The sequence below is a fragment of the Paenibacillus sp. FSL W8-1187 genome (assembly GCF_037965485.1).
Classification (GTDB): domain Bacteria; phylum Bacillota; class Bacilli; order Paenibacillales; family Paenibacillaceae; genus Paenibacillus_O; species Paenibacillus_O pasadenensis.
Genome location: NZ_CP150181.1, coordinates 943716 through 966996, shown reverse-complemented (window position 1 = coordinate 966996; position 23281 = coordinate 943716). Strand labels below are relative to the sequence as shown.

20 protein-coding genes and 1 CRISPR repeat array are annotated in these 23281 nt (G+C 63.9%); of the genes, 2 read left to right on the top strand and 18 right to left on the bottom strand.

The annotated features are described in order from the left end of the window. Positions 1 to 69: 69 nt before the first annotated feature. Complete coding sequence (locus NYE40_RS04270) at positions 70 to 1521, bottom strand: aminoglycoside 6-adenylyltransferase (RefSeq protein WP_194843263.1); 1452 nt, start codon at positions 1519 to 1521, stop codon at positions 70 to 72. Positions 1522 to 1604: 83 nt separating this feature from the next. Here NYE40_RS04270 and NYE40_RS04265 point away from each other — a divergent pair, with 83 nt between their 5' ends. Continuing rightward, positions 1605 to 2666: an LLM class flavin-dependent oxidoreductase gene (locus NYE40_RS04265; RefSeq protein WP_028600232.1), complete on the top strand. Its 1062-nt coding sequence runs from the start codon at positions 1605 to 1607 to the stop codon at positions 2664 to 2666. Positions 2667 to 2751: 85 nt separating this feature from the next. On the opposite strand, the gene NYE40_RS04260 is transcribed toward NYE40_RS04265, so the two are convergent. After that, on the bottom strand, positions 2752 to 3327 hold the full coding sequence (locus tag NYE40_RS04260; RefSeq protein WP_052333535.1) for a GNAT family N-acetyltransferase: 576 nt from the start codon (positions 3325 to 3327) through the stop codon (positions 2752 to 2754). A 251-nt stretch (positions 3328 to 3578) separates the two neighbouring features. On the opposite strand from NYE40_RS04260, the gene NYE40_RS04255 reads away from it, so the two are divergent. After that, positions 3579 to 4646: a copper amine oxidase N-terminal domain-containing protein gene (locus NYE40_RS04255; RefSeq protein ID WP_339279332.1), complete on the top strand. Its 1068-nt coding sequence runs from the start codon at positions 3579 to 3581 to the stop codon at positions 4644 to 4646. 370 nt (positions 4647 to 5016) lie between these two features. Beyond that, a CRISPR array of direct repeats spans positions 5017 to 6200; the repeat unit is 33 nt; unit sequence GTCGCTCCCCGTGTGGGGAGCGTGGATTGAAAC. Between the two features lie 252 nt (positions 6201 to 6452). Here the strand turns inward: NYE40_RS04255 and NYE40_RS04250 are convergent. The 16 genes from NYE40_RS04250 to NYE40_RS04175 all read right to left on the bottom strand — a co-directional run bounded on the left by NYE40_RS04250 (position 6453) and on the right by NYE40_RS04175 (position 22653). Next, positions 6453 to 6782: a GNAT family N-acetyltransferase gene (locus NYE40_RS04250; RefSeq protein ID WP_339279330.1), complete on the bottom strand. Its 330-nt coding sequence runs from the start codon at positions 6780 to 6782 to the stop codon at positions 6453 to 6455. Continuing rightward, a complete protein-coding gene (locus tag NYE40_RS04245) occupies positions 6779 to 7057 on the bottom strand; it encodes a hypothetical protein (RefSeq protein ID WP_339279328.1) in 279 nt (92 codons plus the stop codon). The genes NYE40_RS04250 and NYE40_RS04245 overlap by 4 nt, the downstream gene beginning before the upstream one ends. A gap of 178 nt (positions 7058 to 7235) precedes the next feature. Further along, positions 7236 to 9839 carry a glycosyl hydrolase gene (locus NYE40_RS04240; protein ID WP_101808542.1) on the bottom strand — a complete coding sequence of 868 codons (2604 nt, stop codon included), beginning with the start codon at positions 9837 to 9839 and terminating at the stop codon, positions 7236 to 7238. 280 nt (positions 9840 to 10119) lie between these two features. Beyond that, positions 10120 to 10932: a pilus assembly protein TadG-related protein gene (locus tag NYE40_RS04235; protein WP_028600227.1), complete on the bottom strand. Its 813-nt coding sequence runs from the start codon at positions 10930 to 10932 to the stop codon at positions 10120 to 10122. Between the two features lies 1 nt (position 10933). Further along, the gene (locus tag NYE40_RS04230) at positions 10934 to 12373 is read right to left on the bottom strand and encodes an S-layer homology domain-containing protein (protein WP_028600226.1); all 1440 of its coding nucleotides are present in this window, start codon (positions 12371 to 12373) and stop codon (positions 10934 to 10936) included. Positions 12374 to 12425: 52 nt separating this feature from the next. Beyond that, positions 12426 to 12722, bottom strand: coding sequence for a hypothetical protein (locus NYE40_RS04225; protein ID WP_028600225.1), 297 nt, complete (start codon positions 12720 to 12722; stop codon positions 12426 to 12428). Between the two features lie 19 nt (positions 12723 to 12741). Then, on the bottom strand, positions 12742 to 14547 hold the full coding sequence (locus tag NYE40_RS04220; RefSeq protein ID WP_339279326.1) for a hypothetical protein: 1806 nt from the start codon (positions 14545 to 14547) through the stop codon (positions 12742 to 12744). A 10-nt stretch (positions 14548 to 14557) separates the two neighbouring features. Next, the gene (locus NYE40_RS04215) at positions 14558 to 15028 is read right to left on the bottom strand and encodes a TadE/TadG family type IV pilus assembly protein (protein ID WP_194843261.1); all 471 of its coding nucleotides are present in this window, start codon (positions 15026 to 15028) and stop codon (positions 14558 to 14560) included. Next, the gene (locus NYE40_RS04210; protein ID WP_043111752.1) at positions 14973 to 15188 is read right to left on the bottom strand and encodes a hypothetical protein; all 216 of its coding nucleotides are present in this window, start codon (positions 15186 to 15188) and stop codon (positions 14973 to 14975) included. The genes NYE40_RS04215 and NYE40_RS04210 overlap by 56 nt, the downstream gene beginning before the upstream one ends. Before the next feature lie 59 nt (positions 15189 to 15247). Next, on the bottom strand, positions 15248 to 16183 hold the full coding sequence (locus tag NYE40_RS04205) for a type II secretion system F family protein (RefSeq protein WP_339279324.1): 936 nt from the start codon (positions 16181 to 16183) through the stop codon (positions 15248 to 15250). Further along, positions 16183 to 17124: a type II secretion system F family protein gene (locus NYE40_RS04200; protein WP_028600222.1), complete on the bottom strand. Its 942-nt coding sequence runs from the start codon at positions 17122 to 17124 to the stop codon at positions 16183 to 16185. The genes NYE40_RS04205 and NYE40_RS04200 overlap by 1 nt, the downstream gene beginning before the upstream one ends. After that, positions 17111 to 18460, bottom strand: coding sequence for a CpaF family protein (locus tag NYE40_RS04195; RefSeq protein WP_339279321.1), 1350 nt, complete (start codon positions 18458 to 18460; stop codon positions 17111 to 17113). Before NYE40_RS04195 ends, NYE40_RS04200 begins: the two co-directional genes overlap by 14 nt. Beyond that, entirely contained in the window at positions 18408 to 19643 is a 1236-nt protein-coding gene (locus tag NYE40_RS04190; protein WP_028600221.1) for an AAA family ATPase, read from the bottom strand. Before NYE40_RS04190 ends, NYE40_RS04195 begins: the two co-directional genes overlap by 53 nt. 1 nt (position 19644) lies before the next feature. After that, the gene (locus NYE40_RS04185; RefSeq protein ID WP_339279320.1) at positions 19645 to 20550 is read right to left on the bottom strand and encodes an SAF domain-containing protein; all 906 of its coding nucleotides are present in this window, start codon (positions 20548 to 20550) and stop codon (positions 19645 to 19647) included. 144 nt (positions 20551 to 20694) lie between these two features. Next, complete coding sequence (locus tag NYE40_RS04180) at positions 20695 to 21147, bottom strand: prepilin peptidase (RefSeq protein ID WP_052333532.1); 453 nt, start codon at positions 21145 to 21147, stop codon at positions 20695 to 20697. Between the two features lie 393 nt (positions 21148 to 21540). Next, the gene (locus tag NYE40_RS04175; RefSeq protein WP_153782801.1) at positions 21541 to 22653 is read right to left on the bottom strand and encodes an NADH:flavin oxidoreductase; all 1113 of its coding nucleotides are present in this window, start codon (positions 22651 to 22653) and stop codon (positions 21541 to 21543) included. Positions 22654 to 23281 lie beyond the last annotated feature (628 nt).

Below are 23281 nucleotides of genomic sequence, written 5' to 3'. Positions count from 1 at the left end.
CCTCGGGCGCGGGCTGGAGCGCGGCCGCCGCGGTGCCGGGCGGAGCCTTGAATCCGGCCGGCCGGGGCGCTAGCGCTGTCCCGTATCGCTTTTCACCTCGAGCAGATAGCGGCGCACGCGGCGCTCCTCCTCCTCGTCGTACGCCAGGCCCAGCCGGGCGGCGACATCGCGCGCCGACGAGCGGAACAGCTCGGCCATGCGCAGCAGCGCCGTCCAGACCGACTCGCGGTCCGCGGACGGGTAGGTCGCGAGCAGCGCCTGCCACGATTCGGCCGGCAGCCAGCGGTCCAGGTACTTGCCGCTTTTGCCCGTGCTGACGGCGAAGCCGTGCCGAGCTCCCGCCTGCCAGTCCAGCATCTGCAGCAGCATCGCCCGCACCGGGCCGTTCAGATGGTCGAGCGCGTACAGCGGCTCGTCGCGCCACAGCCCCTTGGCGACGTAGGTCGATACCCACCAGAACTCATTCGCGCAGTCGGCGAACTCGCTTCCGCGCGGCGGCCGGACATGGAAGTCCGCGTCGCTCGGCTCCGGCAGCTCCGGCAGCCTGCCGTCCTTGTCGAGCAGGATGCGGGTCAGCCGGTCCTCGGCCAAATATGCGTCCGTCTGCTCCAGCGGGATGAGCCGCAGGTCGATCCGGTTGCCGTCCGCCAGCTGCATCAGATAGGCGAAGCGCCCGCCGCCGTCCGGGGGGATCAGCCCCATCCGCTCCGGCATCTGCAGGATGACGCGCTCGCCGAACACGTCGATCCAGCTGTCGTCGGTGAGGTATGCGTCCAGCTCCGTCACGAGGTAGACGACGTCGTAGTCCTGGAGCTTGTCTCGCGGCGCCAGCGGATTGACGCGCGAGCCGTTCAGGCAGACGGCGCGGACGCGCTCGTCCGCCCGGGCGACGCCAAGGATAAGCGCCGTCATCTCGTCCTCGGAACGGCGCGGCGGACGGGCGGAGTCTTCTCCGGACTCGCTCTCCAGCTTCCGCGCCTCGGCATCTCCAGCCGCCATCCTTTCCGCCGCCTCCGCCCATGCCTCCGCCTCCTGCACGAGCCGCTGCACGAACGGCTGCTTGGCCTCCTGGTATGCATGCGTATCGTCCGGGAACCGCTCCGCCAGCTCGCGCTTATGCTCGCCGTACGCTCGCGCGCGCTCCGGATGCGCCTCCAGATAGTCGCGGAACCGCAGGTGGACGCCGATCTGCGGCGCTCCCGCCTCGAACGCATGCAGATGCGCGGTTCGCCGGTCTCCTCCCTGGGCATAAAAGCGACGTCCAGGAATTCCGTTCTCTCCCTTGGCCTCGTACCCGAGCTGCGCAAAGGCGTCCTCCAGCGCGTCCAGCGCCTGCACGCTGCGCACGACGGCGAGCAGGTCGACGACCGGCTTGGCCCAGCCGATCGCCTCGACCGACGTGCTGCCGATGTGATGCAGCTCCAGCAGCTCGCCGCCGAGCATCGCCTCGAGCCAGGCCATCTCCGTCTCCGCCCGCTCCCGCCATTGCGGCGTCCACGGACGGACATCGGTCTTCCGCATTCCAGCTCCCCCTTTTGACTTACTATAGTTGAGAAACATTATATTTTATAGTATGATGAAGCCATGAAGCATCTAGATTGGAGATGAACGATATGGCATCGATGGAAATCGGCATCAGCACGTTCCTAGAGGCGGCGCCGCATCCGGGGACGGGCCAGCCGAAAAATCACGCCGAGCGGCTGCGCGAGGCGGTCGAGGAGATCGTGCTCGCCGACCAGGTCGGGCTCGACGTCTACGGCATCGGCGAGCATCACCGCCCGGACTACGCCGGCTCCGCGCCGGCGGTCATTCTGGCGGCCGCGGCCGCGCAGACCAAGCATATCCGCCTGACGAGCGCCGTGACGGTGCTGTCGTCCGACGATCCCGTGCGCGTGTACCAGCAGTTCGCGACGCTCGACGGCATCTCGAACGGACGCGCCGAAATCATGGCGGGACGGGGCTCGTTCATCGAGTCGTTCCCTTTGTTCGGCTATAGCCTCGACGATTACAACGAGCTGTTCGACGAGAAGCTCGAGCTGCTGCTCGACATCGCCAAGTCGGAAAAGGTAAGCTGGCGCGGCGGCCTGCGCCCGGCGATCGAGGACCGCGGCGTCTACCCGCGCGCGGTGCAGGATCCGCTGCCGGTCTGGATCGCCACCGGCGGCAACTCGCAGTCGACGATCCGCGCCGGCCTGCTCGGCCTGCCTGTCGCCTATGCGATCATCGGCGGCATGCCGGAGAGCTTCGCGCCGCTCGTCGACCTGTACAAGCGCGCCGCCGCCCAAGCCGGACATGACGTGTCCAAGCTGCAGATCGCGACGCACTCCCACGGCTTCCTCGCCGACACGAAGCAGGCTGCGGCCGACCTGCTGTATGAGCCGTACCGCGCGCAGATGAACAAGATCGGCGCCGAGCGCGGCTGGCAGGCGAGCTTCGACCGCCGGGCGTTCGACGCCGCCTGCGATCCGCGCGGCGCGCTGTACGTCGGCGATCCGGAGTACGTCGCGGAAAAGATCCTGCTGCTTCACAAGAACCTCGGCGTGACGCGCTTCTTCCATCATGTCGACGTCAGCGCCGTGCCGCATCGCGACGTGCTGCGCTCGATCGAGCTGCTCGGTACGAAGGTCGCCCCGATCGTGCGGCGCGAGCTGGCCAAGCTCGGCTGAGCAGCGTCCTCCGGCGGTCTGCCAAGGCCCTCGTCCCTGATCGGGACGGGGGCCTTGGTCGTTGTTTCGCCCGAAACCGGCTGCGCTAGCCGAGCCGGCGCGCCAGCTCGATCTGCCCGAACGTCGAAGCGCTGAGCACGGCGTCGCCGACCACCTTGACCGCCTCGGCGAATCCCAGCGTAACCCAAAAGCGGAGTCCGGTCCAATTTTTCAAATCAACCGCCGCCCTTATCCTGCGAAAGCCGAGAGCTTCGGCCTGCGCGGCGATGCCCTCGACGAGCTCGCGCCCGATGCCAGTCCCCCGCAACGAAGCGTCGACGCCAAAATAACCGATGTACAAATCCTCCTCGCCCGGATAACCGTGGTACAGCTCCAGGATGGCGGCCGGCCGCGCGGCGCCGTCCTCCTCCCGCAGCCAGGCGAGCTGCAGGCGGACCCGATCCGCGCTGCCGCCAGGGGGCACATCGGGATTCCCTTTCAGCACCCGACCGACATAGCCTTCTTCGGCCGAACGGCCGGTCCATTCCGGCAGCGGACCCGCCTCGACGAACAGACGGCTCGCCGCCGTCTCGTCCTCCGGCGACACCTCCCGAACCGTCAGGCGCTCCGTGCTCCAACAGGCGGGAATCAGCTTAGGCGGCCGCTTCGAAAGCCCCGTCATGCCATCACTCCTTCGATTACAATCTAATTAGATTATAATCGAATTTGTGTTGATTGTCGACAGGCGAACGCGTCGCAACTGGAAGAGAATAGCATCGCCTGACGCAGCAGCAACCCGAAAGGTTGCGGTAAAATCAGGTTTTTTTCCGCCTTGGGCATGCAACCTTCCGACGCAGCGGCGCGTTTGGGAGAAGGAAGACGGGTAATAACTCGTATCCAGACCCCCATAACCGAACAGGAGTGACTAAAGCAATGAAAAAACCGACCAAGACGATTCCAGCCCTGCTGTCCGTCGCAGCCCTGTCCCTTGCCGCATCTTCCGTCATCGCCGCCAGCCCGGCGGGAGCGATCGTGCCGATCTCCGCGCCGCTGCCGGACTCGAGCGTCCAGAACGAGCAGCAGCAGCCGGCCGTGCCGAACTATATGAGCGTCACCGGAACGGTGAAGGAAATCTCCGACAGCAAGACGAAGGAAGGCGCCAAGACCGTCTCCCTCCAGGATGACAAAGGCGAGATCATCGCCAACGTGACCGTCTCCGGCGACACCTACGTCGCCGCCCCGGACAAGCTGCAGGCGGGCACGAAGTGGAACGCCTACTACGACGCCAAGAAGCCGATGCTCATGATCTACCCGCCGCAATTCGAGGCCGAGGTGCTCGTGCCGGTCGAAGAAACTGCTTCGTGGAAGGTCGACCGCTTCAAGGCTGCGGAAGGCGACGCCGGACAGCTGATCAGCGAGGACGGCCAGCTCGTGCTCAACGTTTCCGAGCAGACCCCGCTCGTGCTTGAGGACGGCACGGCGTTCACCGGCGACCTGAAGGGCCGCGCCCTGGCGGTCAAATACAGCGTGACGACACGCAGCTTGCCGCCGCAGACGTCGCCGGAGCAGATCGTCGTGCTGTTCGAAGAAGCCGTGCCGCCGATCGGCACGCTGCCGGAGCCAGGCGAAGGCGGAACGATCGACGTCGCCGGCTTCCCGATCGTCGTCGAAGGCAAGAAGCTGGCCGGTCCATCGCCGTATACGAGCAAGGACGGCACGGTCATGGTGCCGCTGCGCGCCGTCGTCGAGGCGCTCGGCCAGAAGCTGACATGGGACGCGTCCACCAAGTCGAGCCGCATCGGCCTCGCCACGACGCTGACGATCGGCAAGGACTACTACGTCTACAACAAGATGGCTCCAATCGAGCTCGGCGCCGCTCCGGCGCTCGTCGACGGCAAGACGTACGTGCCGCTGCAGTTCTTCCGCGACGTCATGATGCTGAACAACGCCTACGTGTTCGAAGGCCAGATCGACATCAACAACCAGGAGAAGATGGAGTAGGATCTATGGAATGAACGCAGGGCTGTTCCCGACGCCGTCTCACGGCGCGGGGGCAGCCCTGCTTGGCTTTCAGACGGCTTCGCGTGGAGGCAGGTTGGAGGCGATGGAAGCACGGCGCTTCCGGCCCGATAAGGAAGACATTGGCAGCGTAATGAAGATCAAGTATGATTGAAAGTAGAGCGGGTGCTTGGTGCGAATGCCAAGCTCCCATGAAAACCCCGGGGGATTCGCACCTCGAAACTTGTCGAATCGAGCCTGAAATCACACTTTATCGATTATGTCAAGAATGTGGTCATACTTTTTAAGTTGATTGAAGTAGGAAAAGAGGATGGTTACATACCTGCAGGGTATGTAACTGCATTTTTTCGCTGTCGCTCCCCGTACCGGGAGCGTGGATTGAAACTTCGCGGTCGGCGCGGGTGCTGGCTGCGGCCTGATGTCGCTCCCCGTACCGGGAGCGTGGATTGAAACCTTCGCTTCCTCGATCATATCCGTGTATTCCCTCGTCGCTCCCCGTACCGGGAGCGTGGATTGAAACCCCAAGGTCATCAAGATGGACACGAAGGGGGAGAGGTCGCTCCCCGTACCGGGAGCGTGGATTGAAACCTGTTCCATCAAAAAGACATTCGCGTTGATCTCCTGTCGCTCCCCGTGTGGGGAGCGTGGATTGAAACGCAAATGTATTGTCAAACATTAAGTTTGCATACTCGTCGCTCCCCGTGTGGGGAGCGTGGATTGAAACGAGATGTTGCCGATTTTGGTCGAGAGCGTCGCGTAGTCGCTCCCCGTGTGGGGAACGTGGATTGAAACTCGGGACCGGTCAGGCGGCGCTTGTTGCCCGTCTCGTCGCTCCCCGTGTGGGGAGCGTGGATTGAAACCGATACCCTCCAGAGCCAATCCGTTACGACCCTTGCCGTCGCTCCCCGTGTGGGGAGCGTGGATTGAAACGGACGGATAACGGTTATGGAACACCGCCTCGTCCGTCGCTCCCCGTGTGGGGAGCGTGGATTGAAACCATGATGCGCCGGCATCAGCAGAAGGAGCGTCAACGTCGCTCCCCGTGTGGGGAGCGTGGATTGAAACGGTATTGGAAGTCCCGACGTAAAACAGCCCAACGTCGCTCCCCGTGTGGGGAGCGTGGATTGAAACATGGCGTCCCGTTGCTCTGGATTTTCAAGCTCTCCGTCGCTCCCCGTGTGGGGAGCGTGGATTGAAACCGCGTCAATCATCTCATTGGCAAACTGGTGTCGGTCGCTCCCCGTGTGGGGAGCGTGGATTGAAACGCAATCAAGGCACGCACAAGATCGCCCGGGCCGGCGTCGCTCCCCGCATGGGAAGCGTGGATTGAAACTTCGTAGACCATCGCCAGCACGTTTCCGATCATCGTCGCTCCCCGCATGGGAGCGTGGATTGAAACGAGAACTCGACGCTGATCGGCATGTACTTCATCAAGGTTACTCCCCGTACGGGGAGCATGGGTTGAAACGGTCAGGAGGGCTCGGGGCCAGAAAGGGGCTTTGAGTTACTCCCCCATGGGGAGCATGGACTAAAACTAAACATGGCTACGTATGGCACAATAACATCCTAACGTCGCTTCCTACACGGGAAGAAGGAAGAAATGCCCGAGCTCCAGCGATTAACGCCTGCCACACCCTGCCCTTCCCCGCACTCCCCCACGACAACGAGAAAAACAGGTAAACGCGACATGCAGCCGCGCTTACCTGTTTTGTATTCTTCCCGCAGCCAAAGCTTAATCCAAGTCAGCCAGGCAAGTGTCCGAGTTTCCAACAAGAATTTTCCTCATGTCTATTCCGTCATCGCCCTCTCCCCATTGCTCCTTCGGAGAACATAAGAGTTGTACTCATCCTGCTCGATCTCCAGCCTGCCCTGAAAATCAAACCCGCATTTTTCGAGGACTCGATTGGACGGCAGGTTGCGGACAAGCGCGACCGCGCACAGAGCCTCGACATCGGCCTGATCAAACAAATAACGTATCATCGCTTGTGCCGCTTGAGCCGCATAGCCTCTGCCTCGATGATCCTTGGAGACGGCGTACATGATCTCGCGGTTCGGCCAGGGCAGCTCATCCTTGATTCCGGAGCAGCACCAGCCGATCAGCTCCCCCGTCTCCTTCAAAAAATACCCAACCGAAGACGCAGCTCGCCGACGTCTTCTTTTTGCTTGACCGCCTGCAGAAACCGCTTGGTCTCCGGAATCTCATATTGGAGAAGCCACTCCTTGCGCGTGTCCTTGGATACGTTCCAGCCCGGCAAGTAGGAATGAATCTCCGGCTGCCAGGTCAAGGAGTGAAAACGATCCAGATCCTCGGCGATGAACTCTCTCAGCATGATGTGCTCCCCGTCGAGCTGGAAGAGCTGATCCTCCCCGCTAGATGAAACATGATTTCCCATGAATCTGCCCCCTATCGGCCATCGAATGATGTCTTCTCATTCATCCTAACACCGCCGGGAGCTTCAAGGCGGAGCAAAAACGACTATAACGGGTTCCAACCGAAAAAGCGTCCGAACCGCTCGTTAGAACGGTACGGACGCTCCTTTAGTCGTTGCTCCTACGCCGCCTGTCTAATCGCTAATGTGTATACGTATAATGCGGCGAATCATACTGAGGGCCGCTCTTCTCGTAGGTGAACCACAGCTCGATCGACTGCCCGGAGGCCAGCCCCTGGATCGTGTGCGTCCAGGTCGAGCCGCTCTTGACCATGCGCACGTTCTGCTGGTTCGCTCCGTTCACAAGATAGTGGACGTCCACATAGACCGCGGCGGTGCTGGGCGTGAACGCGATCGACTCCGAGGAGCCGCTCTTCGTCACCGTGGCGGTGAAGTCCGCATGGGTGTAGGTCTGGCCAGCCGGCGGCGTCGGTGTCGCCGTTGGCGTCGCCGTCGGCGTTGGCGTTGGTGTAGGCGTCGGGGTCGGATTGCTGCCGCCCGCGCCTTCCGTCGCCGAGCCGTTCGCCGGCACGCTCATCGTCTTGCCGTCGGAGAACGTCACCGTGATCGCCGAGTTCGTCAGGTTGTAGGCGGTGTAGGTCTTCACGCCGTTTTTGTTGAACACGGCATAGGCCGGCGTATTGGCCGTGACCGTGCGGTCCTGGTTGCCGATCGCGTCGAGATTGTAGATCCAGTGGTACGCGAACGCTTTGGAATTGCCCGCTTCTGCCGACAGCGCGCCGCCGCGCGAGGTCCAGAAGCTTTTGGCTTCGCCGGGGTTCGAGATCGCGCGGTACATGTAGATCAGGTCCTCCCACGCGTCAAAGCTCGTGCCGCCGTTCTCCGACACCAGCGCGTTGTAGTTGCGCGTCGTGTAGTCCGGGTACTGCGTCAGGTAGAGCGAGGCGCCGGTGAAGGGCAGCCAGTTGATGCCGTGCACTTCCTCCGGGTTGCCGGTCCACCAGGTGCCGTCGCCGACGGTCTTGCCGCCCCATACCATGCTCGCCGTGGAGCGCGTGAAGCCGGCCGGTCGGTTCTGGTTGTTGACGTCGAACCAGTATTCGTTGATCGCGTTCATCTCGGTCGTGTACAGGTAGATGCCCGTGTCGCGCGCGGTCGTGTCGCCGGTCGCCTGGCCCCACAGGATCATGCCCGCCCAGGCGTTCATGCCCTCGGAGGAGGATTCGTTGTTGTTGCCGTCGCCGAAGCGCGCATGGCCGGCCGCCCAGGAGTGGCCCGCGTACGGATCGAAGTTGCGCAGGTACGGGAACATCGAGTCGCTGCGGCTGCTGCTCGCGATGTCGCGGATGAGCAGGTTGACCATCGGTCCCCACTGCGTCGCCCAGGCTTTGTCCACGCGTGCGATCTCGGCGGCCGCCTTGATGAAGTAGCCATAGTGGAAATGATGGTCGTTCAGCTCGTTGTTCGAGCCGTAGCTGGCCGGGTAGCCGATGACCGTTCCCCAGGTGTTGTTGTAGTAGAACACCTGCGACGATTTCAGATTGCCGGCGCTGTCGCTCGACTTGAACCAGCTTTGCAGGATCGTCTTGATCTCGCTGCGGAACTTGTTCGCCGCCGTCGTGTCGCCGACCTGGTCGGCGATCGGGGCGAGCGAGGCGAGCTTGCCGAGGCGCTTGCCGATCCAGTACGTGTCGCCGTCGCCCGTGTACGTCTCGGCTTCCGCCTGGTCGACGTACTGCTGCAGCTGCTGGCGGTTGTACGAGCCTTTGTCCGGCAGGCTAGGCAATACTCCGTAATACTTCATCTTCGTCTGGAAGGAGCTTCCTTCCCCCACCTTCATCTGGCCGCGCACGGAGTTGTAGGTGTACGAAGTCAGCGCCGTGCTGCTGTTCTTCCACTGATGCGGATAGAGCGCGAACAGCGTGCCCGTCTGCGTGCCCTGCTTGGCCTGAGTCGTGAACGCGTACGTCGTCGTCACCTCGCTGGCGGAGGCGTTGTACGAATAGCTGGCCGTCGTGCCCGTCACATGCGAGTAGGCGTACTGGGCGAACTTCGACAGCGTCGCCGCGGAGTTGTCCGGCAGCGCCGCGACGGAGAAGTAGCTCGTGCCGCTGTTCGTCAGCGTCTTGCCGCCGATGCCGCTCCACGTCGTGCCGCTGGCGCCGAACAGGCCGTAATGCGCGCCCGCGACCGTGATGCCGAGCACCGGCGTCGAGGCGCTGCCCGACCAGATCGTCGGCGTGTCATAAAAGCTGATTTTCGGGCTGCCGCCCGCGTAGGTGAAATACACATACGGCGAGCCGTGGCCGTAGCTGACGTTCATCTCGCTCGCGCCGCTCTTGTACTGGGCTTTGACGAACCAGTCGCTGAAGCCGTCGACCTTGGCGTCCGGGAAGCTCGCGACGGCCGAGTGGCCGACCGTGAAGTCGTGGATGTCGTTGATCCAGCCGCAGACGCAGCTCGAGTTGGCCGTGATCCGGTTGCCCGGATAGTAGATGCGGATGCCGCCGGAGCCGTTTTTCATCGCCAGCGGATGCGGATACTGGGCTTCCGAGTACGTGTCCCAGGCGAGGTTGCTCCACCAGTCGTTGGTCGGCATCGCGCCGGTGACGTTGCCCGTCTTGTAGATCTGGCTTTGCACGTTGACCGCTCCGGGCGGCAGCACCGTCGAGTACGAGCCCGCGCCGAGCGCGACCTCGCCGCTATAGGCGGTAGCCGCTCCGGCCGGGACGGCGACCGCGGCGAGCAGGCTGAGCAGCAGCAGCCAGGCGATTCGTTTGTTCATCATGGTCCTCCTTGGGAAATGGGATGGAGATCAAGCCGATAAGGAAACGCTTTCATATTTTGTCGCCATCAGCTCCTCTCTCCTCCAGCGTAGCAGGACGGGACAACCGTTCCTAGGCATCGGATTTCAGGTCGATTCCCATTATTTCACATGGATGGCTGCGCTTGGCCCGATCTCTCCAAGCCCAAAAAAAGCGCCAGGGAGGCGCCTAAGCCGCCTCCATGGCGCTTGTCGGTTTCGCTGCCCGCTCGGAAGAGCCGGCCTAGCCCTGCTGCCTTGCCTACCAGTAAATCATCATCGGCACCTTGCTGCTGACGTCGATCGGAATCTCCTTGGAGCCGAGCGCCGCCGCCGCCTTGGCCGTCAAGTCGCTCCGAATGCCGATCGTCTCGAGGGTGATCGTACGGCCCGACTCCAGCAGGAACTTCGGCTTGCGCTCGTACGGGAACTCCAGTCCGCCGTTCGGCAAGCCTTCGTTGCGCCGGGCCGTCTCGCGGGCGGCCGCGCTGATGCGGCCCGACTGGCGCTTGACCGTGTCGTAGAGCAGATCGCCGTTGCGCGTGGCGGTGAAGGAGTCGGCGAAATACCGTTCCCGGACGATGCGCATCCAGTTGTCCGACAGCCAGCCGGCATCGCGAAACCGCTCTTCCTCGACGATCTCGTCATAGAGGCGCTCGTCGTCGAATTCGCCCCGCTCGGATGGCAGAGCGCTCGGCGTCGGCGTGGCGGTCGCGTCCGGCAGCTCTCCCGCCGGCGAGCTCGGCGTCGGCGTCGGCACGGGCGTAGGAGTCGGCTCCGGCGTCCTCCGCGCCTCCTGCTCGCCTTCATGCAGCTTGCGCGCCTGGACGCCCGCCTCCTGCTCCAGCGCTTCCTCGTACAGCTCCTTGATCGTCTCCACCGCCGCCAGCGCCGCCGCGTCCGCGACGTTCTGCGCCTGGCGCTTCTCGATGAACACCGTGTAGAAGTAGAACAGATAGATCGCGAGCAGAATGAACATCGCCATCATGCCGATGCCGAGCAGCGACATGCCTCCGCGTTCGTCGCGCAGCAGCCGCGCCAGCCGGCCGCGCCTCGCTCCGTCGAGCGCGTCCATCTCAGTCCTCCGCCTCGACTTCGGCATTCTGCGTGATCCAGTAGGCCGCCTCGGCGCGCGTGACCGGCTTTTGCGGCTCGAGCTTCTTGTCCGCTCCGAACGTATCGAGGTACGGCGGCGTGTCCCAGTTCGAGCTGACGTAGGCTTGAACGCCGCCGAGAAAGATCTTGCCGACCTTGTCCCGATCCTCGAAGTTGCGCAGATTGACCTCGGATACCTCCGCCGCCAAAGGCTTGACGACGAGGCCGTAGCGCTGGTACCAGCCCCACAGCACGGTCAGCTGCTCGCGGGTGAGCGGCTCGGACAGCCGCATCGTGCCGTCGGGGAAGCCCGAGATGATGCCGGCCTGCGTCAGGCCCTCCACCAGCTCGTAGCCTTCGTCCTGCTGCTTGACGTCGGAGTAGGTCGGCTCCGGCGCGCGGAAAGGAATGACGCCCTTGTCGTCATACGCCGCCATCCAGCGGATGAACTCGAAGCGCAGGATCGGCTCGTCCGGGCGGAAAGCCCCCGAGCCGTCCAGCACGCCGGCGACCTGTCCGGCCAGCTTGGCGACGGCGGCTTCGCGCTTGTGGCCGGCGATGTCGGACGGGGCGGCAGCGGGGGCGGCCTCCTCGATGCCTTGGACCTCGACCTGCACCTTAGGCGCGGGAGGCGAGAAGCCGTCTCCGCCCGACTCCTCGCCCGCGTTCTCGACGATCCAGTACGCGGCCTGCGAGCGGCTGACGAGCGCCTCTGCCGCCAGGCGGGACGTGTCGCCGAACGTCCGGAGATACGGCTTCCCGTCTGCCACGGATACATAGTGCGCGACCGCGCGAATGTAAGGCTCGGGAATCTCCTTGCGGTCCTCGCGGCTCATGATCACCACCTCGGATGAAAGACGGTCCCGATCGGACTCCTTGATCGACGCGCGGTCCTGGTACCAGGCCCACAGCCGCGCCAGCTCGCCGCGCTGCAGCGGCCCGTCCAGCTGCAGCGGCTTGCCCGGCTCGGCCCCGAGCCGGCCTGCCTCGACCAGTCCATGGATCCAGCCGTAATCGGGACTGTCCGCTTCGAGATCGGGATACATCGGCGGCTTCGACAGGTCTGCGTCCTCCAGGCCTTTGTCGTCGTAAGCGGTCATCCAGCGCAGGAAATCGCCCTTCGTGACCGGCGCGGAAGGCTCGAACAAGCCTCCTGAAGAGGGCGTCGCGATCCCGCTCTCGAGCAGCTTGACGATCTGCTCGCGGAACTTGTGATCGCCGATATCCGTGACGACGACGGATGCCGGCGCCGCGGATGCGGTCGGGACCGGCGTGCCGACCGGTCCTTCGGTCGCGGACGGCGAAGCGGCCGCCGACGGTTTGGGCGACGGCTGCTCGGCGTTGCCGCCGGAGCAGGCTGCGGCGACCATGCCGGTGAGCAGCAGCAAGGCCGCGGCCTTGCTCGTAGAAGAGGGCTTCATCGATTCACAGCCTTTTTTCCGGCTTGCGCAGCCGGGTAGTAGAGTCACAGAGTCAATTCATATAGAAGCGATACAGGTTGAGCCCGCCGAACACGACGACCGCCAGCACGATCCGGATGAGGTAGGAGCGCCGCGTCTGCGCGTCGCCCCGGATGTACATCAGGATCATGACGGCCAGCGCGGGCAGGAAAAACAACAGGAAGAGCCAGATGCCCGTCTCGAAGGTAATATAGTCATGGTTGCCGCCGAGATACGCGATCAGGAAGCAGCCTGCGATGAAGAAGATATTGGCCGCCGTCATCGCCTTGGTCAGCTTCTTTTCATCCATGCGTCTGATTTTTTCGATCATGGAAAGCTTCCTTTCCGAGTCAATTCTTGTCCAGCAGCGGCTTGCCTTGCTTGATCGCCTCGTCGCCGCCGACCTCCACCGCTTCCTGCAGCGATCCTTCGCGGCTCTGCAGCCGGTCGAGCGCGTCCTGATTCCGCTGCAGCTGGTCGAGCTGTCGCTGGGTCACGCGATTGCCGCTATCGTCCCAGCGGCTGATGTTGTTCGCGTTCGCCGTGTCGTTCCAGATCCGATTGAGCTCAATGTTGGTGATCGTCCGGTTGCGGTTCGGAACGACCGTTTCGACGGTCCGCCCGCCCAGATCGGAGAATGAGGTGCCGATGTCCTGCTCGGAGCGCAGCCGGTTCAAGCGGCCGCCGAACAGGCTTTGCAGCACGAAGCCTTTGAAGAAGCCGGACGCCGCGGCTGTCTCGGGATCCAGCTTTTCCTTGGGCTTCGCCAGCGCGACCATGACGTTCTCGAACGTCTGGGAAAAGGTCGCCGCCACCCGCTTGCCGAGCGGGCTGCGCGCCGCCGCTCCGAGAGCGTCGCCGACCCGGTCGAAGACAAGCGCGCCGACGAAGCTTTCGACGGCCATCAGGCCGACTTCGCCTACTGTCGGCAGCTTGCCTTCAAACGTCATCTTGATGCCCATGTTCATGACCATGTTGACGGCCGTGCTGAACTGGAACGTCTTCGACGTCAGCGTGCTTTTCAACGCCGCCACCGGATGCTTCGCCATGTTCAGGAAGCCGCTCTTGAGATTGCCCATGGCGGACTTGGCAAAGCTGGCCATGCGGGAGCCTGCCGTGCGCAGCGCGCTCTTGAGGCCGGCAGAGCGGACGAGCTGGATGCCTCCGCGCACCGCTCCGAACACGCCGGCGTGGCCGAGCGTCAGCACGGTTCCTGCCGCCAGCCCGCCGATGCCCATCGCCTTGACGAAGCTGAAGCTGTCTCCGGCGACGAGCGCGTAGATGCCGCCCGCGATCGCGCCGACGACGAGCGCCGCGATGATGACCGGCGCCGCGAACGTGATGCCGATGATTGCCGCCACCCCGACGACGACGCCGACGACGATCGCTGCGCCGAGCAAGCCTCCGCCGGCGCCTTTGGCAAACTGCACGGTATTGTCCCACAGCTTCTCATACCACGGCTTGCCGCCGTCGGTGTCGGCGCCGCCAGGATCGGACTTGCCGGGATCGGAAGTGCCTGGATCGATGTCTCCGGGATCGGTGTCGCCGGAGCCAGTGTCGCCGGAGTCGGTGTCACCGGGCTCGGTGTCGCCGCCATCGGTGCTGCCGGGATCGGTTGTACCATCCGGATCGGTTGTCCCGTCCGGATCAGTCGTGCCGTCCGTGTCGGTCGTCCCATCCGTGTCGGTCGTCCCATCCGTGTCGGTATTCCCGCCATCGACGCGGCCCGGATCGGTCGTTCCGTCCGGATCCGCCCCGTCCGGATCTGCCCCGCCGGGATCCGTGACGCCGGGATCCGCCCCGCCCGGATCGGTCTGGCCGGGATCGGCGCTGCCGGGATCGGCCTCGCCCGGATCCGCCGATCCCGAGTCCGTATCGTCGCTGTCGCCGGCCGACCCCGGATCGGGCGGTCCCGGCGAGGCGGCATCGCCGGCGTCGTAGTCCGGCCTGCTGGTCGAGCCGTCCGGCACCGCGACCTCGATCGAGGAGGCCGGCTTCTCCGCGCCTTTGTCGGGAATCTCATAGGAGTCCAGCCCGGTGCCGATGCCGCTGTCCGCCTCCGCCAGAGCCGGCACGGCGGCATGCGCCGCGCCGCCCAGCAGCAGCATCAGCAGGATCAGGGCGCGCGTCCAGCTGCGGATTCGAATCGGTCTCACCTCCATGAACCTATTCGTTCGCTTTTTCCTTCATGACCGTCACTTGCGTGCTTATCGGCACCGCCCAGCCGGAGCCGAACAGCGAACCTGTCACCATCGGCGACTCCAGCACGACGCGCACGGTCACATATTCACCGCTCTCGGAGCGGGAGATTTCACGGATGCCGTAGCTGCCCGCCGTGTTGCGGACCGCTTGTTCATAATGGGGGCCGGCGCCGTCCGCGACCATCGCGGCGCGAGCGCCTTCCATCGCGGCCTGCTTGGCCACGACGGCCGTCATGCCGACGAGCGCGAACTGCACGACGACGAGCACCATGAGCAGGAACAGCGGGACGATGCCGACGAACTCGATCGCCTGCGCCCCGCGCTCGTCGCGCAGCGAACGGAAAAGCGGGCGGACCGCTTGCCGTCCGCCCGAAGCGCTCTTAAATCTTGATCTTGTCGATGAAGCCTTCGATTTTCTCCTTGAGCTTCGAAGCAATGCCACCATCCCCAAACATTGAGAGTAACGCGATGATCAGCACGACGGCTACGGCCGCGATGCCGATGTACTCGATCGCCTGCGCTCCGCGCTGGTTGCTCAGATAGCTGCGCGCTTGCTGTGCTTTTGCATACAGATGAATGCCAAGAGTCCGGATCATTGGGAAGTCACCTCCTCTCAAGTCGAATGCGGCCTGCCGGAAGCGGGAATCCCGTCCGCTTACAGCCCGTTCAGCCCGTCCCAGCTGAAGCCGATGCCTTCCGGGTTGTAGATGAAGTTGAGCACCAGCATGCCGACGATGAACAGGATGACGCCGGGCAGAATGACGAACGTCGTGATCAGCGTCACCTTCGGCCCCGCCTTGGCGGCCCGTTCCTTGACGGCCGAGACGCGCACGTCGCGCATGTCCTCGGCGAGCGTCTTGAACGTGCTCGAGATCGGCACGCCGAGCCGGCTGCCCTGGAGGAGCGACAGGATGAGCATCTCGAGCGGCTTGGACTGGTTGCGGTTCATGAGCCGCATGTAGGCCTGCTCGCGCGGCACGCCGATGTCCAGCTCCTGCTGGAAGCGGCTCAGCTCCTCGCGCAGCGGCCCCTCCATCGTGCGCACGATCTGCTTCATCGCCGGATCGAGCGGCACGCCCGCCTGCAGCGTCACGCTCATCGCGTCCATGAAGTCCGGCAGGTCGACGCCGATCTGCTCCTGCCGGCCCGCCGCGGCCGAGCGCAGCCAGAGCGACGGCCAGACGAGGCCGAGGCCGAACAGCAGCAGCACGAAGATCGAGCTGAAGCCGATGAGCGAGAGCATCGTGCCGGCGAGCAGGCCCGCGAACAGGCAGAGGAAGCGGAAGCCGTAGAACGTGTCCAGCGTAAGCCCGTGCGGGTGCCCGGCCAGCGCCAGCCGCCGCTCCAGCAGCTCGTCGCTGGCGAACAGCTTGAACCTGCGCCCGAGCGGCGTCAGCCCCTCGGACCAGCGGAAGACGAGGGCGGCGATCCGGGCCGGCAGCCGGTCCTTCTTCTTCTTTTCCTTTTCGATGAGTCCAAGCCGCTGCATCAGCGAGATCCGCTTGATCCAGAACCAGCCGAACAGCGCCATCGACAGCGCCCACAGTCCGAGGGCCGCGTAGAGCAGCCTGACCGGCCATTCCATCTGCATCACGCCTTTATCCGGGATACTTTCTGGATCAGCACGAAGCCGATCGCCATCAGCACGACGACCGCCGCCAGCAGGATCAGGCCCGGCAGCGTGAAGATGGGGGTGATGAAGCCTTTGAACACCATGTTGAACACGAAGACGAGAAAGACCGGCATGAGCGCCAGCGTCACCGCGATGTAGCGGGACTCCGCCGTCTGGTTGCTGATCTCGCGGTTCACCCGCTCGCGCTCCTCGAGCGTGCGCGCCAGATGGTCGAGCGCCGCGCCGAGGTTGCCGCCCGCCTGCCGCTGCACGAGGATCGTCTGCGTCATGAGCCGGATGTCCTTGCTCGTGAAGCGCTCATGCACCCGCTCCAGCACGTCGCCGACGCCGGTGCCCATCTGCAGCTCGCGCGACATCGTCTGGAACAGGAAGCCGGCCGGAGGCTTGATCTCGCGCGCGACCATGTCGATGCCCTGCTGGATGCTCATGCCGGCGCGCACGCAGCTCGAGAGCATGCGGCAGATTTCCGGCAGCTGCCGGTTGATCTGCTCGCCGAACTTTTGCCGGCGGCTCTTGAGAATCTGCTTGGAGCCGAGGTTGACCGCCAGATAGGCGATGAGCAGGTTGTACGGAAAGCCGAGGCTGAGCAGGCTCGCGATCAGCAGGCTGATGACGGCCCATGCGCCGCTCAGCAGCGACAGCCACTGCAGCGGCGTCAGCTTGATATGCGCCGCCTGCAGGCGGTCCGCCCAGCCTCGCCCGTAGTCGGAGGCGTCGAGCCGCAGCGACAGCCGGCGGACGGCGCTGCGGCTCGCGCGCGCCTCCTCGGTATGCAGCGGCGTCAGCTTGCGGCTGAGCGCGTTCATGCCCCGCCGCGCCTGCACGAGCTCGATCATGCCGTACAGGCCGAGCGCGGCCGCGGCGAACACGGTCAGCAGGAACAGGCTATGCTCCGGCATGGCTCATCTCTCCCTCGCGGTCCTGCAAGTAGAAGTCGAGGCCGAGGTCGTAGCCGAGCGCGGCGATCTTGCCGTGGCACTCCGGCACGTAGCCCGTCGTCTCGAAATGGCCGATGCCGAGCCCGTTTTTATCCGTCCCGGTCCGCCGGTAGCGGAACAGCTCCTTCAGCTTCAGCTGTCCGTCCTCGTCCGCCGCCTCCGCGATCGAGACGATCTTGCGCGTGCCGTCCGGCAGGCGCAGCGTCTGCACGACGAGCTGGATCGCCGCGCTGATGAACGGGCGGACGACATCCGCCGTCATCGAGGCGTTGGACATAAGGATCATCGCCTCGAGCCGGCTCATCGCATCCTTGGGCGAGTTGGCGTGGATCGTCGTGAGCGAGCCCTCATGGCCGGTGTTCATCGCCTGCAGCATGTCGAGCGCCTCGCCGCCGCGCACCTCGCCGACGATGATGCGGTCGGGGCGCATGCGCAGCGCGTTCTTGACGAGATGGCGGATCGTGATCTCGCCCGTCCCCTCCATGTTGGCGGGGCGAGCCTCGAGCGAGACGCAGTTTTTGCGGCCGAGCCGCAGCTCGGCCATGTCCTCGATCGTGATGACCCGCTCGCCGACCGGGATCGCCGCGGAGACGATGTTGAGCAGCGTCGTCTTGCCGCTGCCCGTGCCGCCCGAGATGAGCAGGTTCATCTTGCCGGCGACCGCCGCCTCGAGGAACCGCGCCATCTTTTCGGAGAGCGAGCCGAAGCCGAGCAGATCCTTCATGCCGTACGGATCCTTCTTGAACTTGCGGATCGTCAGCACGGGGCCGTGCAGGGCGATCGGCGGGATCGCGGCGTTGACGCGGCTGCCGTCCTCGAGCCGTCCGTCGACGAGCGGCGAGCTCTCGTCCACCCGCCGTCCGATCGGGGCGACGATGCGGTCGATGATGTGCCGGATATGGTCCTGGTTCTTGAACTGGACGCTCGCCTGGCTGATCCGGCCCTTTTTCTCGATGTAGATCTCGCTCGGGCCGTTGACCATGATCTCCGTGATCTCGTCGTCCTGCAGCAGCGGCTCGAGCGGCCCGTAGCCGACGGAATCGTCGAGGATCATGTCGAGCAGGCGCGTCTTGTCCATCTGCGTGATGATGACCTTCTCCTGCTCCATCATCTCGGTGATCAGCTTCTCGATCGTCTTGCGCTTCTGGTAGGTCGGGAGCCGGATCAGCTGGTCGAGGTTCGTCTCCTTGAGCAGCCGCTCCTTGTAGTGGTTGAACAGTCCGTCCAGAAAGTCCTGCGGCTTCTCAGAAGCCGGCCTGTCGTCCAAGCTGCTGCTGAGCCGCTGGAAGATCGACATGGACCTCGCCTCCTTCTTCCTGGAGCAGCCGCTTCGCCAGCTCGGCGTATTCCTTGAGCGGGCCGCGCATCCGCTTGATCTTCATGCCGGGCTCGACATGCAGCGGCTTGCCGACGTTCATCCGGGTCTGCAGGCCGCGCTTGACGTCCTCCGGGATGACCCCGATGACCGGCACCGACACCATCTTGGCGAGATCGTCCAGCGTCACGTCGGCCTTTTTGCTGTGGCGGTTGACGACGATCGACAGCTGCTCCGGATCGGTCAGATGGTAGCGGTCGATGATGTCCAGCGCATGCTTCATCCGCACGATCGACGGACGGTCGACGGCGAGCAGGTACAGCACGCGGTCGGCGTTGCCGAGCGCCGCGATCGACACCTCGTCGAGCGGCTTGGGCAGATCGAGCACGATGTAGTCGAAATGCTGGCGGCAAGCGCTGAACAGCAGCTCCATGTCGCTGCCGCCGAACGTCTCCGCCTCCTGCGGATGCGCCGGGGACAGCAGCACCTGGACGCCGGACGGGTCCAGCTTGTACAGGACGTTGCTCAGCTGGCTGTACGTCAGCTCCTGCAGCACCGACTTGAGGTCGCCGAGATCCCGCTCGGCCTGGATGTCCAGGTAGTGCTGCAGGCCGCCGTACTGCATGTTGAGGTCGACGAGCAGCACGCGCGCGCCGGGCTTCATCGCCAGCATCTGGGACAAATGGAGCGCGGCGGTCGTCGTGCCGGAGCCGCCGGACGCGCTGTACAGGGCATAGATGCGGCCGCCGGACGCGCGGCTCGCGCGCCCCGCAGGTCCGCCCCGGTAGGCGCGGACGAGGCGCTGCGCCTTTTGCACCGACGCCTCCAGCTGATCGAGCTCGTCGGGGATGCGCAGCACGTCGGCGATGCCGGCGCGGTACAGCTCGCGGATCTGGGCGAAGTCGCCGCTGCGGCTCAGATAGAGGATCGGCGCCGATTCGTTGACCTTCTTGAGCTGCTGCACGACCGCCGTCAGGTCGATCGCCTCCAGCGGCTCCGCCAGCAGGACGACGCGCGGCTCCGCCGGGCTCAGCTCCATGTAGGCCTCGCGCGGCTTGGCGATCTGCTCGCCGATCGTGAAGTTGAGGAACGTCACGTTCTGCCGCAGCTGCTGCATGAGCCGGCTGTCGTCGGTGATGAGGGCGAGCTTGGCGTTGTCGCTCATGTCATTGTCCTCCCTTCGCCGGCGAAGCGGACGGAGACGGCTTCACGGACGGGCTTGGCTTGGCGGCGGAGTCCGGGGCAGCCTGCGTCTTGGCGGCCGAGCCGGAGCCCGGTGCGGCGCCGGCCGTGCCGGAATTCGGCGCGGTCCCGGCAGCGCCGGAGCTGGATGCGGAACCGGATGCGGCGCCCGCGGCCGGCGAGGCCGACGGGACCGGAGACGCGGACGGCGAAGCGCTCGGCGCGGCTGCGTCCGGCAGGGACCCTTTTTCCTGCGCGGCCTTGGCGTTCCCGGTCTTGAGCAGCCGCACCTCCTTGCCGTAGTTGAGCGCCCACACGACGCTCTTGGCATCCGCGAGCTTGACCATGACGCCGACGGCCGTAATCTCGTCGCCGGTCTTGTGCACGCTGCTGACGGTGACGCCCTTGAGCAGCACCTGCGTCGTGCGCCGGTCGGCTCCGGCCGCCTGGCCGCCCTCGCCGTCCTGCTCGTAGGAGATGAGCAGGTCGACCTGATCGTAAGCGTCGATCTGATCGTCGAACACCGCCAGCGGGGCGCGCAGCAGCACTTGGCGGAAGTCGCCCGAGACGAGGCTGTTGTCGCGCAGCATCGCCTGCGTGATGACGGCTCCTTTGACGATCGGAACCATCGAGACGCGGCCGATCAGATCGGCGGGCGATTCGATCAGGCTGTCGAGCATGTATTTCCGAGGCAGCTCCTGCTCCTCGAGCAAGGTCTCGTCGATCACCCTGCCGGCCGGAATGTCGCTGCCCGCCACCTGCACGGTGACCAGCTCGCCGAGACTGTCTTTCGTTTCCTGCATGTAGCTGGAGAAGAGAATGACGGCCGCCGCTCCGAAGGCTAGCGAGAGCAGCAGCAGCAGCAGCGCGCGCCGCTTGGATTCGAACATCGTCTGAACACCTCTTGGTCGATGATGTAGGGGCAATGCGGTGAATCGTCGGAGCCCAGATCCGGGCGGATGGGAGCCATGCCGCGCTGGGCGGACGTTCGGAATCGGATGCGGGCGGCATCCGGATGCGGCAGGCAGCCGGGCTCAGCCCGCCCACGCCGCCAGCATCACGGCGCCGGCGCCGACGGCGAAAAACGGCGCCATCGGCAGCTCTGCCGCGCTGACGCGGCGGGGCATGAGCCTGCGCAGAAGCAGCAGCGGCCAAGCCAGCAGCCCTGCCGCGAGAAATCCCGCCGTCATGGCGGCCAAGCCGCCCAAGGCTCCGAGCGCCGCGCCGATGGCGGCCAGCAGCTTGATGTCTCCCCCTCCGAACAAGCCTCGGGAGAGGAAGGCGACGAGCAGCCCGGCGGCCAGCAGCCCCGCCGCTCCGCCGAGCGCGGCGAGAATGCCTGCTCCCGCCGGATGGACCGCATGGAGCGCGACGAAGTACAGCAGCGCCGGGATCGTGGCATGATCGTAGATTTTCCGTACGGCGAGGTCGGTCGCGACGCTGTATGCCAGCAGCAGTCCCAAAGGCACATATAGCCAGCCGCTCAAAATCGGATCCCTTCCTTCTAATGCCACCCATTGTGTCAAAAAAAGTTTTGCCAAGTAAATAAGGCTTTTGGCGCGGACGGTTTTTCAATTAACTTTCTTTTTGTAACTCTAGTGCCAAAACGATCGAGAATTTCTTCTTTTTTCCTGTTCTCGTGTATATAAACCGTTTTTTTTCGTTTGAAAACAGTTCTTTCGGCTTAGTAACTTTTGCTCAGAAGAATGGTATCAATATATCGTTATTTCCCGAGCCTCCCAACGGGAATGCGACTTCCGTCGGACAATGCCTGCAGCAAAAAAGCCGCCTCGCCGGTCATCGTGACCGGCGAAGCGGCTTTGCAGGTTCGTGCTTCGAGACGGCGGCGCAGGCGCCGCTCAAGCGCCGCTCGGCAAGGCTCAGCTTAGGCTGCCGAGCGCCTCGCGCGAGAACGGCTGCAGCTCCGACACGCGGCCGTCGCGGATCTTCTCCGCCCAGGCCGGATCGGTCAGCAGCGCGCGGCCGACGCCGACGAGATCGAATTCTTCGTTGTCCAGCCGCTTGATCAGCTCCTCGATGCGCGGCTCCTCGCCGCCCTTGCCATCGGGGGACACGCTAGCAAACGCGGCATCCAGGCCGACCGAGCCGACCGTAATGACCGGCTTGCCGGTAATGCGGCGCGTCCAGCCGGCCAGGTTGAGCGGCGAGCCCTCGAACTCCGGCTCCCAGAAGCGGCGCGTCGAGGCGTGGAACACATCGACTCCGGCGGCGCTCAGCGGGGCGAGGAAGCGCTCCAGCTCCTCCGGCGTCGACGCGAGCTTGTTGCCGTAGTCCACATATTTGAACTGCGAGAAGCGGAACACGATCGGGAAGTCCGGTCCGACCGCCTCGCGCACGGCCTCGATCACCTCGACGGCAAAGCGGGCGCGCCCCGCGAGATCGCCGCCATATTCGTCGTCGCGCTGGTTCGTGCGCTCCCAGAAGAACTGGTCGATCAGGTAGCCGTGCGCGCCATGGATCTCGACGCCGTCGAAGCCGATGCGCTTCGCCTCGGCGGCCGCATCCGCGTAAGCCTTCACGAGGCCGCGGATTTCCTCCACGGTCAGCGGCTCGGATACCTTTTCGCCGGTCAGCGACAGTCCCGACGGACCGATCGGCAGCGCGTCCGACTCGGGGAAGGCCGATGCCTCGCGGACGGTCCCGACATGCCAGATCTGGGGAATGATCTTGCCTCCGGCCTCATGCACCTCGCGCACGACATTCGCCCAGCCCTCCAGCGCGTCGGCGCCGTAGAAATGCGGCACGTCCCGGTCCGATGCGGCCGCCGGATGGTCGATGATCGTGCCTTCCGTAATGATGAGCCCTACGCCGTGCTCGGCGCGGCGGCGATAATAGGCGGCGACGTCGGCGCCAGGCACGCCGCCGGGCGAAAAGCTGCGCGTCATCGGCGCCATCACGACGCGGTTGTCGAGCTTCAGCTTGCCGCCCTCGAACGGACGGAACAGCGGCGCGGCATGGGTAGCGGTAGACATGATCAAAGGCCTCCTCGACGATCCTGAATTTGTATATCTATATTTATAAATATATAGATTCATTCTCCTGAAAGCAACCTTTACTTTTCGGCTGCCTTCAGCTCTGCTTAATTAAACGCCGAGCTTTAGCTGGCATATAGCTGCCTTATATTTTCCTAGTTGTAAGCAGGGTCGCCTTTAATTCAGACACTTGCGTTGATTCAGTGGAACCACGAATTCAACCCGCCTGCCCCTTATGAGCTACGAGCCACCGAAGCAACCTTGTTGTATTCGCTTATGGCCACCTAAGCCTACTCGTAGTTGATGACATTGATCCAACTCTGGCTAAGCTAAACGACGTAATTTTCCAGCATCGTGGATGATTCGCCACATGAATGTTAGGAAATTACTACCAGCATCTATGAGCACAATAAATCTGTACGAATGCAAAAGAACCCGTCTCGCTCCCAGGTTGGCTGGAAAAAGCGGGTTCATTTCTTTTCGTTTTTGAGTCTTTTAAATATGTTTATAGCTAAGAAAACAAAGCTGATACAGAGCAAATAAATTCTATCATATTTAAGAATAACTGTGGTATAGGTATCATAACCATCTCTATAAAAAGAGTATGTGTTGTAAAAAAACTCATATC